This window comes from Aquiflexum lacus (assembly GCF_015476655.1).
In the GTDB taxonomy this organism is placed as follows: Bacteria; Bacteroidota; Bacteroidia; order Cytophagales; family Cyclobacteriaceae; genus Aquiflexum; species Aquiflexum lacus.
This window is the reverse complement of the sequence record NZ_JABFHF010000024.1, coordinates 26082-40829: the sequence shown is the minus strand read 5'-3', so window position 1 is coordinate 40829 and position 14748 is coordinate 26082. Positions and strand designations below refer to the sequence as shown.

At 41.6% G+C, this 14748-nt stretch carries 8 protein-coding genes and 1 pseudogene; 3 read left to right on the top strand and 6 right to left on the bottom strand.

Annotation, left to right across the window (positions count from 1 at the left end):
• Positions 1-6: 6 nt before the first annotated feature.
• The 5 genes and pseudogenes from HMJ38_RS18665 to HMJ38_RS18645 all read right to left on the bottom strand — a co-directional run.
• On the bottom strand, positions 7-4914 hold the full coding sequence (locus tag HMJ38_RS18665; protein WP_194975951.1) for a 2-oxoacid:acceptor oxidoreductase family protein: 4908 nt from the start codon (positions 4912-4914) through the stop codon (positions 7-9).
• Positions 4915-5042: 128 nt separating this feature from the next.
• The gene (locus HMJ38_RS18660; protein WP_194975950.1) at positions 5043-5405 is read right to left on the bottom strand and encodes a HEPN domain-containing protein; all 363 of its coding nucleotides are present in this window, start codon (positions 5403-5405) and stop codon (positions 5043-5045) included.
• 575 nt (positions 5406-5980) lie between these two features.
• The gene (locus tag HMJ38_RS18655) at positions 5981-6919 is read right to left on the bottom strand and encodes an alpha/beta hydrolase (RefSeq protein ID WP_194975949.1); all 939 of its coding nucleotides are present in this window, start codon (positions 6917-6919) and stop codon (positions 5981-5983) included.
• Between the two features lie 661 nt (positions 6920-7580).
• Positions 7581-8330, bottom strand: a complete 750-nt coding sequence (locus HMJ38_RS18650; protein WP_194975948.1) for a porin family protein — start codon at positions 8328-8330, stop codon at positions 7581-7583.
• 212 nt (positions 8331-8542) lie between these two features.
• Positions 8543-9001: pseudogene (locus tag HMJ38_RS18645) on the bottom strand (BsuBI/PstI family type II restriction endonuclease); the annotation flags it as partial.
• 208 nt (positions 9002-9209) lie between these two features.
• Here HMJ38_RS18645 and HMJ38_RS18640 point away from each other — a divergent pair.
• Together HMJ38_RS18640 and HMJ38_RS18635 are read left to right on the top strand one after the other, a co-directional pair.
• The gene (locus HMJ38_RS18640) at positions 9210-9443 is read left to right on the top strand and encodes a helix-turn-helix domain-containing protein (protein WP_194975947.1); all 234 of its coding nucleotides are present in this window, start codon (positions 9210-9212) and stop codon (positions 9441-9443) included.
• The gene (locus HMJ38_RS18635; RefSeq protein ID WP_194975946.1) at positions 9421-10320 is read left to right on the top strand and encodes a hypothetical protein; all 900 of its coding nucleotides are present in this window, start codon (positions 9421-9423) and stop codon (positions 10318-10320) included. Before HMJ38_RS18640 ends, HMJ38_RS18635 begins: the two co-directional genes overlap by 23 nt.
• Here HMJ38_RS18635 and HMJ38_RS18630 read toward each other — a convergent pair.
• A complete protein-coding gene (locus HMJ38_RS18630; RefSeq protein ID WP_194975945.1) occupies positions 10251-12155 on the bottom strand; it encodes an Eco57I restriction-modification methylase domain-containing protein in 1905 nt (634 codons plus the stop codon). The two genes, HMJ38_RS18635 and HMJ38_RS18630, sit on opposite strands and share 70 nt — an antisense overlap.
• Positions 12156-12665: 510 nt before the next feature.
• On the opposite strand from HMJ38_RS18630, the gene HMJ38_RS18625 reads away from it, so the two are divergent.
• Positions 12666-14735 carry a S9 family peptidase gene (locus HMJ38_RS18625; RefSeq protein ID WP_194975944.1) on the top strand — a complete coding sequence of 690 codons (2070 nt, stop codon included), beginning with the start codon at positions 12666-12668 and terminating at the stop codon, positions 14733-14735.
• Positions 14736-14748 lie beyond the last annotated feature (13 nt).

The window sequence follows — 14748 nt, the reverse complement described above, 5'->3', positions numbered from 1 at the left end:
ACGGTATCAATTGAATTTTTCTCCTCTTTTAATCCATTTATCTATATCAGCTTCACTTTTATCAGCCGGTAGTCCGGGATGAATCACGCCTGCTGTACATTTCTCAGCAGCTTTTACCAAATCCTGATACGGTCCCGCGTTGGGGTCTTTGATAAATGCCTTTTTGTCATTGTTGTATTGGAACATATTGGGATTTAACTTGATGCATTCGTCACAGGAGGTACAGAATTCTGTTTCCAACCATGGTGACATGGATTGACCGTTGGATCCGGCGTCAGCTGGTTTGGCTGCTTCCGTTTTCTCTCCATCAAGGGCAAAATCCAAAATTCCTGCACCATCATCTCCTGCCATTTTCATCAAACCTTTGGCAATCCTTCCTATGACTTCTGCCCTCACTTTGCTTTCCAGATCCTCTGCAGGCATTTTGCTTTCAGGTTTTACTCCTGCAATGGCTTTGAGCATGATCCAGAAATCACGTCGCTCTTCACAGGATTCCACCATCGTCTTGGCTACCAATACCCGGGTAAGGTGCTGCTTTCTGTCAACTGCCCAGATGTATGGGAATTTGCCTTCTCTTTCGCTTTTTTCCAGTTCCAAAAATTCTTCCAGCACCACCATGTTTTCATTCCAAGTGTCACGGGGAGCATTTCGGAAATGCTTTCTGAATCGCGCTTCTGTCAAAGCAAAATCCGCAAATGTCATGGCAACTTCCATCGTTTTTTGACGGTTGTTTTCAATGTATTTGAGTTGGTAGGTCGGCCAGTTTTGGTGCATGGCAGGATTACCTTCCAGGTCAAAGGCCTCCTCAGGAGTGACTCCTTTGTCGGGATTGTATCGGAATAGTGGGTAAGCCCTGGATTCCACCGCCAATTTTGCCTGATGTGCACCCATGTCATCTGCCACGCCATGTTCCGGTTGGCAGGTAGTATAGAGGTTGAACAGAGCAGGGCGCTTGGTCATCAGACCGTCTATAAAGCCTTCGATCATCTGACTGGTATTGGCCAAAGTGCCTTGGAGGACATAGGTATTTCTATGGGCCATGGCAATCAGTCCGATTTCTTTTCTGGGTTCAGATTTTCCCTTCCAGACTTTGCCATATTGGGCCATGTCGGAAACCTGTCCGATAAATCCTGAGGTACATGCCTGTCCTCCGGTATTGGAATATACTTGAGTATCTACCACCACGACTTTGATCGGCTTACCTGATGCCATCATTCTTGACAGGTTTTGGAAACCAATATCATACATGGCACCATCCCCGCCCAAAGCGACTACAGGTGGACATAATTTCCATTCTTCATCGGTAAACTGACCCCAGTTGAAATAGGTAAAGAACTCTTTTTGCTCTCGGGCATTATAACTGCCTTTCAACTCCATTTCTGCTTTTCGGATAAGTTTGAAACCATCAGCCATTTTGGACATGTGGCCTTCAAATATCCCCATGGCCATGGAGGTGCTGTCCTGAAAGAGGTGGTTGGCCCAAGGGAATGGGTATGGGTTATAGGGGTAAGTACTGCCCCAAACCGAGGTACATCCGGTGGCATTGGTCATCCCCATAGTAGAACGGCCTTTCCCGGTGTTCCCTTTGGTATATTTCCAATGCAGGTGTTTCAGTCCGGTCAGCGTCTGAGAAGTCTCCCGCAGCCATTCTTGGTCTATGGGGGAAGACCCTTTCTCGGATTCCATTCTACTGGCAATTTCTGCCATAGTCAGATCACCGCCCTGCATTTCTGACATAATCTTGGACATCATATTGGTATCCAAAATATTGACAGTATTCATAAGTTTCAACTGAATGTGTTTTTCCAGTTTTTCGATCAGTTCTTCAAGATAGACTATATGTTTTTCAACCCTTGGAATCATCAGAGATTCCACGGTTGCCATAAACAAGTGGACCACGGATTTTTCGGAACAACCTAAGCAGGCCCCATCTCCACTGGCAAAACTTTGATAAGCATTTTTGTCCAACAAGATGGTTTCCAAAGGACCGATCTTTTCTTCCAAATTATCAACACGGTTGAATTTTTTAGGGGTATTGGGAAGGTCACTCCATACGCTCCATTCTTTGCGAAGCCTGTCTACAGAATCATCGGTTTGCTTCACAATTCTCAATGCGTCATCATCACATACTGCTATACACTCCATACAGCCTTTGCAGGTATTTGGATTTACTGTGATGCTGAATAAGCCGCCACTGTTGGGGTTCTTTTTCTCATGCAGGTCATAATAAGGCCTGGTCAATGCAAATTGGAAATCTCCAAGCTCATCCCTGAACCATCCCAATTCTGTTGAAAGCAAAGAATCTTTTTTCTCTTGGGCAATCACCTCGTCAATGGCTTCATTGATCAGGTTATTGACCGTGACGCCATCATGGGGTTCATTGAAAAGTGTGCGTACCCTAGGCTCTAATTGTTTGACAGTTTTGGGCAAAAACTCGAGCTTATCATGATTCCTTTTCACCCGCTTCAATACGGTATCCAAGACATCGGACAACTCCGTGACCAATCCCGGGATGGCGGTATCGGGACAAACGGTGTAGCAGTTACCACAAGCTGTACAATTGTCCGGCACCCATTCCGGATGCTCAAAACGGATTCCTGTCATGTCCCTGAACAAGGAAGATGCGGCAGGCATCACACTCAATCCGATGAATGGGTCGGTGAGGTTGTCATTGCCCTGACCTGTTTGGTAGAAATTACCGGTCTGTTCCCAGAACCTGTGGATATCACTCAGTTTGGATTCACTCTGAGGGGTTGTTTTGAGAATGCTTGGGATGGTGGCTACCCACTGCCCGTTAGTTTTTTCTGTTTGGGCACCCAAGACCTTGTTTTTGATTTCATACACTTCATCAAAACCACGCTTTACAACCCGCATATTGTCATCGACTACGCGTTGGCCTTTGCCGCCAAACTTATGCTGTAATTGGTCTTCGATGGCTTTCAATAATGCCACATCGCTTAGGCCTGCTTTTTCCATCAAAGGTGAGGCTGCAAAGAAGGCGCCTTGGAAGGCAATCCCCTGCATTCTCAATTGTAGTTCAACATCCGATGCTTCCTCTCTGGCAATCTTAAATCCATCTACATAAAATACCCTGATTTCATTTTCTATGATGAGTTTTTGATAATGTTTCGGAATGTCTGCCCAAACTTCATCGGCAGTCTTTCTTTCACTTTGGATGATAAAGGTTCCCCCGTTTTTGAGCCCTGCCAAAGCATTGGTATGCTTGAAGACGTTGGGGTCAGGAGAAAGCACCACATCCACGAAATAGTATTCGCAGTTGATATTGATCGGTTCGGGGGCGGCGGCAAGGTAGTACGTGGTGGGTTGCCCTTTCTTCTCAGAACCATATTTCGGATTGGCTTTGATGTCATATCCCAACAATTCAAAAAGGGTCATCGCCAGGTTTTTACCTGTTGTAATCGCGCCCCAACCACCAATAGAGTGAAATCTCACCGTGATGGCGCCTTTGGGCATCAGGTTAGGGTTTTCAGAACCGTGAAGGGCCAATTCTTTTACCAAAGGATAAGACTCCTGAATGGTTTCCTGATGTGCCCTTTGCTTGGGTGTGAAAGCATTTTCCCTGATAAAGTCTATGGACAAATAGAATCTTGTTTTGTGCTTTCCATTTGGAAGCATATTCTCCACTGCACCAATAATTCCTTCGGGTTGAAGGTCACGGCTACCCATTCCAAATGAACCTGTATACAAGGAAGGCATATCACCGTAAGCGTATGTGGCCAATTCGGGATAGGGTTTGTCTTTTTTGAAGTTCCCGTTTTCAATACATTTTGAAATAACGGCTCGGGTTTCTCTCATAATGGGAGAATCTTCCGCCAATGGCTGATCCAACCTTTCCAGGATGGTTACGCCTTTTCGGCCTTTCAGAATATGGCCCAAAAGATCGGCAGGAAAGGGTCGGAACATGACCAAATCAACCACTCCGACTTTAATGCCCCGGGTTTTTCTCAAATAGTCTACTACTGCCTGCGCACTGGGGACGACACTGCCCTGACCAAGAATCAGGTAATCTGCATCTTCGACCTTGTAGGTCATCACCCTTTCATATTTCCGCCCGGTCAGTTTGTAGTAATCTTCAAAAGATTGGTCCGTCAATTCTTTGATGTGATCGAAGAAAAATGGACGCTGGGCTGCCACACTCTGCATGTAGGAATCCTGGTTTTGGACAATTCCGGCCATCATGGGATTATCCACATCCCAAATCTCCGGAATTCTCCGCCTCATATCACCATAAATCATCCTTTGGGATGGCGTTGGGGTATTGATGATGTCATCAGGGCGGCCCAGAAATTCCTTGATCAATTCCCGCTCGGGCAACATCAGGGATTCAATCAAGTGCGTGGTCAAAAATCCATCTTGGGCGATTACCCCTGGGTTTAAGGCCAATTCAGCGATACGGTGTGAAATGATATTGAGGTCAGCTACTGCCTGAGCGTTTTTGGCAAACAACTGAAAAAATCCGGTGTCATCAATGGCATGGTAGTCATCATGGCCCGCATGCACGTTGAGCGTGGATTTCGTCATGGCCCGGGCACCGATGTTGAGAATGTAGGTCAGTCTTTTGCCCACCGCCGCATACAATGATTCGTGCATGTAGGCAATTCCCTGTCCCGAGGAGAAATTAGCTGCCCGTAACCCGGTCATGGAAAGTCCCGCAGTAACAGCCGCCGCAGCATGTTCACCTTCCGGTTCTATAAAAATCAAGGGTCTATCTGAAATATTGAGGTGACCTTTGGCGGCTTCTTCCGCCCAATATTCCCCCATTTGGGTGGATGGGGTAATGGGATAGGCACCTGCCGCGTCTGAGGATTCACGCTCACACATGATGGCAACGGTATTGCCATCGAGGGCTACCCTGGTACCTGGATATTTGAATTGCTTGTTTTTATTTTCCATGACGTTATCTCGTAGTGGGATTGATGAAAATGTTATAAGCTTAGGAATGCCATCCCAAGTTTAGAAGATGGTTTTTGTGGTGGAGAGAGGACTTGTTTTGGATAAGAAAACTGTTGGCTTGAACTTCTTTAATTTTTGCCAACAAGATCCCTGGTTTTTTCGGCCAGCATAATGAATGTCTGCGCAGTATGCAGGTTCATCATCAGCTTTTCAGGATCATCAGCACTGATTACCGGATCAAAGTTGATGTCATTGAATTTTTTATCGACTTTTTGACATTGACCCAACAAATCCTTGATGTGGTTGGAATTCTGAATATGTGCGCCATGCTGAATCAGGTACCCTGTCATGTATTTTTCAATGGCCTTGTAGGCGTGTTTACAGACATTATAATGGACCACGTCCTCTTCGGGACGGCAAAGTTCTTCTTTGGCCAAGTCGAGCATATCATCGGCTTCAGAAAGTGTGGATTGAAATTTGGGAGAATTCATAATGGCGTATTTTAAGTTATTCGACAAGAACCAAATGGTGAATTTTGAGCCATCAAGGTATTTAGATAAACCCTTAATAATCATGACATAAGTCACTCTTTTGCATGATATGGGTCAAGGTGGGATTGAAGGTAGATTATCGGGATATTCTCCACATCACCATATTTCAGTAAAAAAAGTAAAAGAGGGGTCTCGGCAAGCTCGACCACCGAAATTTGTTTAGGTAAGGGGAGTGGGAGAAATGCGGCTTCGCCGCATTTCTCCCACTCCCCTTATTTAAATCAGGCAACCCGGTCACCGAGCTTGCCGAGGTGGAAAAAAATTGAGGGAAATAAAAGGATGAAAATGCTGCCTCCTGAATAGGGAATACACCAAGGGTAAAACAACCTTAATGGGCAAAAAAATCAGCGAAAATCTGCTCAATCTGCGTCATCTGCGTTCAAACAACGCCTGTAATAGAAAAAGACCGAACATAAATCAATATTCGGTCTTCAATTAATTATTTTAATGGTAAGACAGCCTCTTAGTTTAAAGAGAAGCCAAACTTCAATCAACGGGACTTTTAAAGCATCCTACTATTTAGAAGCCAGAAACTTATTTACTTCTAACCAATACATAAAGGCATCAAACCAACGGTTACTAGTTCTGTCGGGGTTGCCGAGGCCGAAACCGTGGCCACCGTTCTGGTAAAGATGGAATTCTACCGGGATGCCTGCTTTGTACCAAGATTCGATCACACCCGTCTGACCCAAGAACAGAAAATCGTCAGTTGCGATCACATTGAACATTGGTGGTGCATTCTCAGGTACGTCAACAGCACCCATACCCCCATAGATCGGACCGATAAAGGCTAGCTTCATGGTCTTGGAATGGAGTGTGGAGTGCATGGTCAGCCCGGCGCCAGCTGAGAAACCGATCATGCCTATCCGGTCTGTATCGACTCCCCATTCTTTAGCCCTTGAGACGATCATGGCGTAAGCAGCTTCTGCATCTTCAAGTTGGTTGGATAGATTTCGCTGAGGTGGTCGGGGAGCTGGGGTATTGGGTTTAGCATCGGATGGCGGTGCTGGAGCAGGAGTCCGGGGACGGTTCATCCATGCCGAAAAATCTTCCAGTTTTTCAGGAGTTGGGTTAAGACGGTATTTGAGCACAAATGCAGCGATTCCCTGCGCTGCAAGTGCCTCAGCAACTTCCCAGCCCTCATGGCCCATCGACAGCCAACTGAAGCCTCCACCAGGTGCAACGATGACAGCAGTGCCATTGGCCTTTCCCGGTTCAGGAAGGAAAGGTGTGAGTGTGGCAGTAGCGATATTTCGGGCCATCGGATCCCCCCATTGGCGGAACCAGGTTTCTTTTGCCGGTTGGTTATTAACACCTCCGGTTCCGAGGAGAATGGCATTTGGTTCTTCAGGTGTTTCAAGTGGATAGATGGTCCCATCCTGAGCCATCACTGTGGAAGCAAAGACAAGAAAGAAGCTCAATAGAACGGTAAAGGTTTTTTGTAGGTAAGACATAGTGTTATAGGTTTATTGGTAAGAGAAATGAAGTTATTGGATTTAACTGCCACAGGATAAAGTTATAAAAAATTGTCAAATTCACACTTATTGTTTTTTGATTTGCTTTGAGGTTATAAAGAAGGTGGGATTTAGGGTTTGAATACTCTAAGTCCACCATTAAACTACATTTTACACCCAGAGTGCAAAAATCGTCTAAATAATTAGCCAACAATCCCGAAAGGGATTGAACACCGTAAGGTTATTTACCCCGGATGACAATCCGGGGCAAAAAATGATATCCTCAGCTAAAATCTCAAAACCCCGATAGGGGTTGAATTAAACCACAAGTTCACACATTTCTACGCACCCTTCTCAAATAATTCAACCCTTTCAGGGTTGCTACACTAGTTAGTGATTGTTCCTAGTTAATCCACCGGATTTCATCCGGGGTAAATACCCATTCTGGGATTCAATCCCTCTGGGATTTTTAGGTAAATAATCTCAATTTATCATGACCCTTTCACTGAGAATCTAATTTAAGTCGGAATCATAATAGTAAGTAAATTCTTCCGACTACTGTACACAATACACCACGTCCTACCATCAATCTACATATACAGAAGAGGAACAAAGTGTGGCGGAGAATTACCATATGGGTCCACTTTGGACCAAAACATCCTTATCTTAAAAAAGTATAGGATAAACCTACAGAAGCATAGTGGAACAAAGAAAAATTATAGACCTCATCATTATCAGCACCTCCCTCTAGGATACGGTAACCGGCTCGAAGCATCAAGTTATTAGACAAATTATAGGTTGCGGCTGCCAAAACATCTACGGCCCTTCCCTGTGGTGCAGCCAATGCATCACCATCTAAAAGAAGACCAAACCTATCATCGAGTTTCCACAAAAGCCTGAAATTGATAATGGGCACAAAGCCTACATTGGTTTTCTCCGATACCAAGTCCTCTGAAGAAAGCCCGATTCTGGCATCCCTGATTTTGGCGGTAGCGCCCAACCCAAACTCAAACCTTGGATTTCGAATAAAATCATATCGATAGGTCAATCTGTATGAGTTGAATTTATAAGTACTGTTAAGCAAGGTGTTGGCAGGAAATGTTGCGCCTTCAAAGAAAATGTCATTGGCCACACTACCTTGTGATTGGGTTTCAAGCGGAGCGTATAACACTGAAATGAAGTGACGAGATTTTATAATGTAACTCGCCCTCAAACGATAAAATGCTTTAGTCTGGGAATTCAGATCATCTGTCAAAGAAAAAAGCGTCCCCTGATCTCCGGGAATGCGGACATCATTATACCCATTAAATACAGCACCTGTTTCAAGGTCTATAATTGCCTGCGCATGGGCTGTTATTTGTAGGAAAAAAGTCAGGGATAGAATACAGATTGAATAGATAAAAGTTTTCATTTTTCTTTGGTTTAAGGTTTAAAGTAACCGAAATGGATTTCAGGTTTGGTCTTACAGTCTTACTATAAAAAACCCATACCTTGAATTATGGGTTCAATTACTGGGCCAGAATGGGTTGCGTTGTAGAGAAGAGTTTTTGCAAAAGCAGAAAAAAAGTAGAATCCATTAAGGTAGCATCCTGCTTTCAGCAACCGATAAATTACTAAAATGAGTTACCTTGGCCCCATAAATCTGTCTCCATTAAAATGTATCATATGATCTGGCACTTCCATTAACCAAACTTCTGTTTCCCAAGCAATGTTGTTTGAGTGTTTTTTGAATTCCGTCATATCTGGAAAAGCAGTCACATAAACTTTACCGACTTTGCAGTCTATCAAAAAATCTTCAAGTTCCAAAAGCCGTTTTGGAGAAACGGGCCCGTGTGAAGTAACTGCTTCAATAAGAAACAACCATTTTCTCTTGCTGTCATAAATTACAACATCAGGCAATTTGCTATGTTGGTCAATTGGGATACCCAAATCTCTAAGGCCTTTTTCGTCAACGAACAGGTCTTTCTTAGCGGTGTCTCCTAAGTAAAGAAGTGTTCCCCCGTTTGCGAATCGCGGGGCAAATTGTTCAACTATTGCAGCTTGAACTTCATTATGTTTCCCTGCTGAAAGTCTTATTGTTTCTCCATTTTTAAGAAACTAAGAAGAACTGGATTTTAAAATTACTACTTTCCTTTCTTACTAAGCACGAATCACCAGATTGCGTATAGGTGATTTTGGGCGCTGGCCTTCCTTCTTTTCGGTTTGGTATTCCGTTACAAAAGAAAATAAAAAATTCCAAATGTTACTTATAGTCATTGATTTATAGTCAACATATTTAGATTTTTGTCCCGTGGATGTAAAAACAAAAATTGGTCAAAGGATAAAACAACTCCGTGAAACTGTTGATATATCGCAGAAAGATTTGGCATACACTGCTGATTTAGATAGAAGTTACATCGCAAGTGTTGAAAACGGACAAAGGAACATTTCTATTGTAAATATAGAAAAAATAGCTAAGGCACTTGGAGTAACACTCAAAGAGTTTTTTAATAATATTAATTTTGAGAACATTACAACAAATTAAGGCCGACATAGATAACAGGATTACATCTTGTTCAATAAATCCAATATCTCTTGCTGAAGCATTGGAGATAATCAAATTAGCAGTTGAGGATGTGATTAGGCATTCAGGATCGTCTGGAAAAACATCATTAATCACATCCCAACAACTAATTAATCTCTTTCACGAAGTTGTAAAATCCTCAATGGTTCACGAAGGTGTTAATCCAAATTTATTACAGCCACCAATTGGACAGTCAAGAGGTGAAAAAACCTTAGCTGGATTTTTGAAGTTTAAGAAACAAGATATTTGCATCTTCCCAAATAATAAAACTCCTAGAGTTGAGAGAATAGATTTTAATGGTTTGTATAATACTGGAACTACTGAACCTTACGGTGAGCTGTTTTCAGAACATATTTTATCGGTAAATGTTAGAAGTCAATTAAGTAGTTTGTCGAATAATATTGATACTATGTTCGAGCGTACTTACGCAGAACCATTAAATTTACATCGAAGAGTACCAAAAATGGTGCTTGGTGAGTTGTATTTAATTTCTGTTAGAGAACTCTCATCATCACAATTAGCCTTAAACAATGTTGTATATAAGCCATTTACAAACTCAACTGCTAACTATCTTGAAAAATATATTAAGGGATTTGCAGCTCTAAATATGAGAGCTAGCCAAAGAGATGATGACTTTAAATATGAACGTGTTGCTTTAATAATTGCAGATTTTTCACAAAATCCTGTAAAAGTTTATAATACTACACAGGATTTAATTAATGAGAACTTGCTACCTGCAAATTCTATTGCATCCATGGACAATTTGAATTACGATGGGTTTGTAAGGACGCTACTTGATGTATATGATAAACGATTTGGAACTGGAATATTAAGCTGATATTTTTTTATCAAAAATTCATCAATTTCATTTAGGGCAGAAAGATTCCGCAGTCGACATATTTCTTGTTCAGATAATTCGGGAATAGTAAATTTCTCAATAAAGTTTTTTTGATAACAAGGGTAACCTCCTTCAATCGCCACGCTAGTTTTAGATACATAATAATCCATAACGACTGAATTGAGAATTTTTTGGACGACATCAATATTTTCCACTTTTGTTATTGGATTAATAAGGTCATCAAAAAGACCAACAGAAACTGGTTCTCTAAAAAAGAGACCATAACCGTTTGTGAAATATGACTCTTCTTCAATAACCAAAAGAAATCTCGGTTTTTGGCTGAATGTAGGGTTTAAAATTTTCTTACCTTTTTTTGTTAGACCTTGAGTTCTTCCCCAAACATAAAATGGTTCAAACTTTACTTTACCTTTATCTCTTCCATGGAGTCTCTCTTTTTCAGAAAGCAAATATGAATAACACTTTGGGAACTTTGATTTAAATTCCTTCTCCACAATAGGTATAGCACTTCCATTATTTATCACATATGGGAAAATTATTTTTCTAGAATTTTGTTCGGCTTCTTCTTGGGATTTAAAATCAGAAATCTTATAAACTGGTTTAACGCAGTTTTTTTCAATTTCAAAAATTCCTTTTTCCGTTTCCTTTATGTAATATCCATTACGTTCTTTATTTCCATCAACAAAATAAACATCATCTTTTAATGTTGCTACACCTACACAAATTTCAAAAAGCTTTCCAATAGGAGTTCCTATGGTTTCGATAGCTTCAATATTTTTCTGTTCGTCGGATTTTAATAATCGCCATTTTTTTGCGTTTAAATTTTCCAAATAATTTGGCGACCCATTCGCATTTTTAAGAAAATATTCTGGCGAAAAATCAGGCTTTATTCTATCGTAGGTAATGTATTCGTTTTTTTGTTTGTTTAAAAAAGTGATGGCTGTGTAGGTTTGAGCGTCAAATACTTTTTTGTGACTAAAATCCACAATCCTAGTTACACATTTTTTGTTTTGGAAGTACTTTCTCAGAGATTCTCCTGCCAAAGATGTGAAATAGTTATTTGGGGTAATGTACCCTAATTGACCTGTCGGCTTCAATAATTTGTACCCTAATTCAAAAAATGCAAAGTATAAATTAAAAGTCCCTCCTTCAACCGTAGTCCAATTTTTTGTTAAGTAATCTCTGCCTTCGTTTGAAAGGTCTTGAAACTTAACATAGGGAGGATTACCAACAACATTGTCAAAGCGCTGATTCCAATTAGTTTTTAAACTGTCTTGATGATAAAGGTTGAAATCTGATTCAGATAAATATTCATCATATTGAAGAGCATAAATTGTCAAAATGATTTTAGTTCTGTGAATGTTGTATTCTAGTATATCGGAACCAAAAATATTTTCTTTGATAATATCTCTTACTTCCTTCTTAAAAACTCTTCTATAATAGTCAGTTAAACCAACTAGAAACGCACCACAACCACAACTTGGGTCAAGGTTTTTATCAGACTCTCTAGGTTTAATTTCATTAATAATGAAGTCTATCACATATTCAGGAGTAAAAAATGCACCGTTTAGCTTTCTGTCAGAAACAGGAATTATTAATTCTAAGTTGTTCTCTAATTCCTTGATGCTTGAAATATTTAAAGCTGTGGAGTCAAAATATAAAGTTGGATTTGGCTGAAAATTATTGAAGTAGCTAGTTAAAATCGGGCTTCGTTCAAAATCCAAATTTCTGGTTTTTAAGAACGTATAAATCAAGTGGTGCTCAAGATTTTTTAGGTCTTGAGTTTGAATGAGTTGATTTAATATTCCTTTTTTCACTTGAGTTTATATGTTGACTTTGAGTAACAAAAGTACGGATTTTAATTTAAGCCAAGAGAATTTTTTTGAAATTTTCAATCACTTTTTTTCCAATCAATGGGTTCTATTTCCTGTGGTGTTTTTTTATTAAGCTTGCACCCAACTGTTCAATTGATTCTAATATCATTTACAATATGCTCCCAAGAAGGTTTGTTTTTTCTTGACTTGTCCTCCACAGAGAACTCGATCCCACAATACACGCAAACACGATCTCTTCTTTTCACAATGTTTTCAACTTCTTTTGGAATTCCCCATCGATTTGACATTCTGTTTTCAATTATTTAAACATAGCCTCTTTAAGTTGTTTATCCAATTAAATGCTAATTTTATCAGAATCCCAAATCCCCTTAGGCGTAATTTGCAATTACGTCTTCCTATTATTAAGAATTTGCAATTTTCATTCCTTAATACTTAACTTGATAATCTGTCCTTAACATCAAAGAAAAAAATCAAAAATTTCCACCAATCCCCATGAAAAAATCCCTCACCACCCTCCTCCTCCTCCTCCTCTTTTTCCAATTATCCGCCCAATCCATTTCCGACTACCTCTCGGTACCCTTCCCGACTTCGCTGACAGCTGCTCCGGATGGCAATGCTATTGCATGGGTTTTCAATGACCAAGGGGAGCGGAATGTTTTTTATGCCAAGGCACCGGGATATGAAGCCAAAAAACTCACTGATTACAAAGGAGATATCGGAGTGGATATCGGGGATTTGACATTTTCACCGGATGGGAAGATTTTGGTGTTTGTGAGGGGAAACAGCAGAAATCCGGTCGGAGAACCCGCCAATCCTGCACAATTGCAGGAAAGTACGGATAGGGAAATCCACTGGGTTGATTTGACCAAAAGAGAGGTAAAATCCTTCTTAACAGGCTTTGCACCTCTTTTTCATCCGGATGGGAAAAAGTTGACTTTCGTCAAATCAGGAAAGGTTTATTTGAAAGACCTTTCGGGAACGGACAAAGAAGACAAACCTTTATTTTCTGCAAGGGGATCTTTGGGTCAGTTGACTTGGAGTCCCGACGGAAAACTTTTGGCTTTTACCAGCAGCAGGGTAGACCATGCTTTTGTGGGTTTGTTTGACCTGGAAAAAGGGACAGTCAGTTACCCTGAACCCAGCATGGACCATGATTCCTATCCTGCATGGAGTCCGGATGGTAAAAAACTGGCCTACCTGAGAGTTCCGAATATCAACAACAAACTGCCCTTTACCTCCCTCAAAGAAGCCAACCCCTGGAGCATCCGCGTCCTGGATCTGGCGAGTAGGACAGGTGAAGAAGTATTTCAAGCCGATCGAGGCAAAGGAAGTGTCATGGTCCGCGACCTTCCTGCTACCAGTTCAAGGCTTTGGTGGACTCCCTCAGGATCAATCGTTTTTCCTTGGGAGAAAAACAATTGGATGCATTTGTACGCCGTCAATCCTTCCACCAAAGAAGTCAGCCACCTTACCCCAGGTGAGGGACAAGTGGAATGGGTGGAAAGCAGCTGGGTTCCCGGTGAACTGCTGATCACTTCCAATATCGGGAATATTGACAGGAGAAATATTTGGCGATTGGACTTACATAGTTTTGATCTGGAATTTTTGGGCAAGAAAGACGAAATCCAATGGTCTCCGGTTCGGTTGGAAAATGGTCTGGCTTTTATTTCATCCACCCACAACCGTCCTGCTTGGCCGGTGATTGTCCAGTATGGAAAGGAAGATTTGTTGGCTGAAAATTTATTCCCAAATCAATTTCCCGATAACCTGACGATGCCTGAGGCTTTGGTTTTTAAAGCAGCTGATGGATTTGAAACTTACGGGCAACTGCTCTTGCCTCCTGATTACGATGCCAAAAAGAAATATCCGGCTGTGATTTTCCTGCATGGTGGCAGCAGAAGACAAATGCTTTTGGGATTTAATTATGGGCTGTATTACAGTCATGCTTATGCCATGCAGCAGTTTTTTGCCGCCAATGGCTTTATCGCCTTGTCGCTGAATTACCGTAGTGGGATTGGCTATGGTTTGGATTTCAGGGAAGAGGAGAATTATGGGGCAGGTGGGGCAAGTGAGGTGCAGGATGTAATGGCCGCAGCGGATTATCTGGCCTCAAGATCCGACGTGGATGCATCGAAGATTGTCCCTTGGGGCGGAAGTTATGGTGGATTTTTGACAGCCCATGCCCTTTCTCAGGCACCCGGAAAGTTTTTGGCAGGAGTGGATATCCATGGGGTGCACAATTGGAACAATGACATTCCGGTATTTGCACCTTGGTACAAGCCGGAGAAATTTCCCGAAATGGCCGAATTGGCTTTCAAGTCTTCCCCTATGTACCATGTTAAAAATTGGAAAAAACCTGTATTGTTGATCCATGGTGATGATGATAGGAATGTACTTTTTTCAGAGAGTGTGGAACTATTGGAGGTACTAAGAAAGCAGGGTGTGGAAGTGGAACAGTTGGTTTTCCCGGATGAGGTACATTCGTTTTTATTGCACAAAAATTGGGTTGGGGCGTATGAGGCGGCGTTTAGGTATATCCAGAAAAAAATACATGGAAATTAGAAGTTCAAAGGGC

What these genes read in the sequence shown, in the direction of transcription:
- HMJ38_RS18665 (WP_194975951.1), bottom strand. Translation starts at nt 4,914, where the DNA reads ATGGAAAATAAAAACAAGCAATTCAAATATCCAGGTACCAGGGTAGCC.
- HMJ38_RS18660 (WP_194975950.1), bottom strand. Translation starts at nt 5,405, where the DNA reads ATGAATTCTCCCAAATTTCAATCCACACTTTCTGAAGCCGATGATATG.
- HMJ38_RS18655 (WP_194975949.1), bottom strand. Translation starts at nt 6,919, where the DNA reads ATGTCTTACCTACAAAAAACCTTTACCGTTCTATTGAGCTTCTTTCTT.
- HMJ38_RS18650 (WP_194975948.1), bottom strand. Translation starts at nt 8,330, where the DNA reads ATGAAAACTTTTATCTATTCAATCTGTATTCTATCCCTGACTTTTTTC.
- HMJ38_RS18625 (WP_194975944.1), top strand. Translation starts at nt 12,666, where the DNA reads ATGAAAAAATCCCTCACCACCCTCCTCCTCCTCCTCCTCTTTTTCCAA.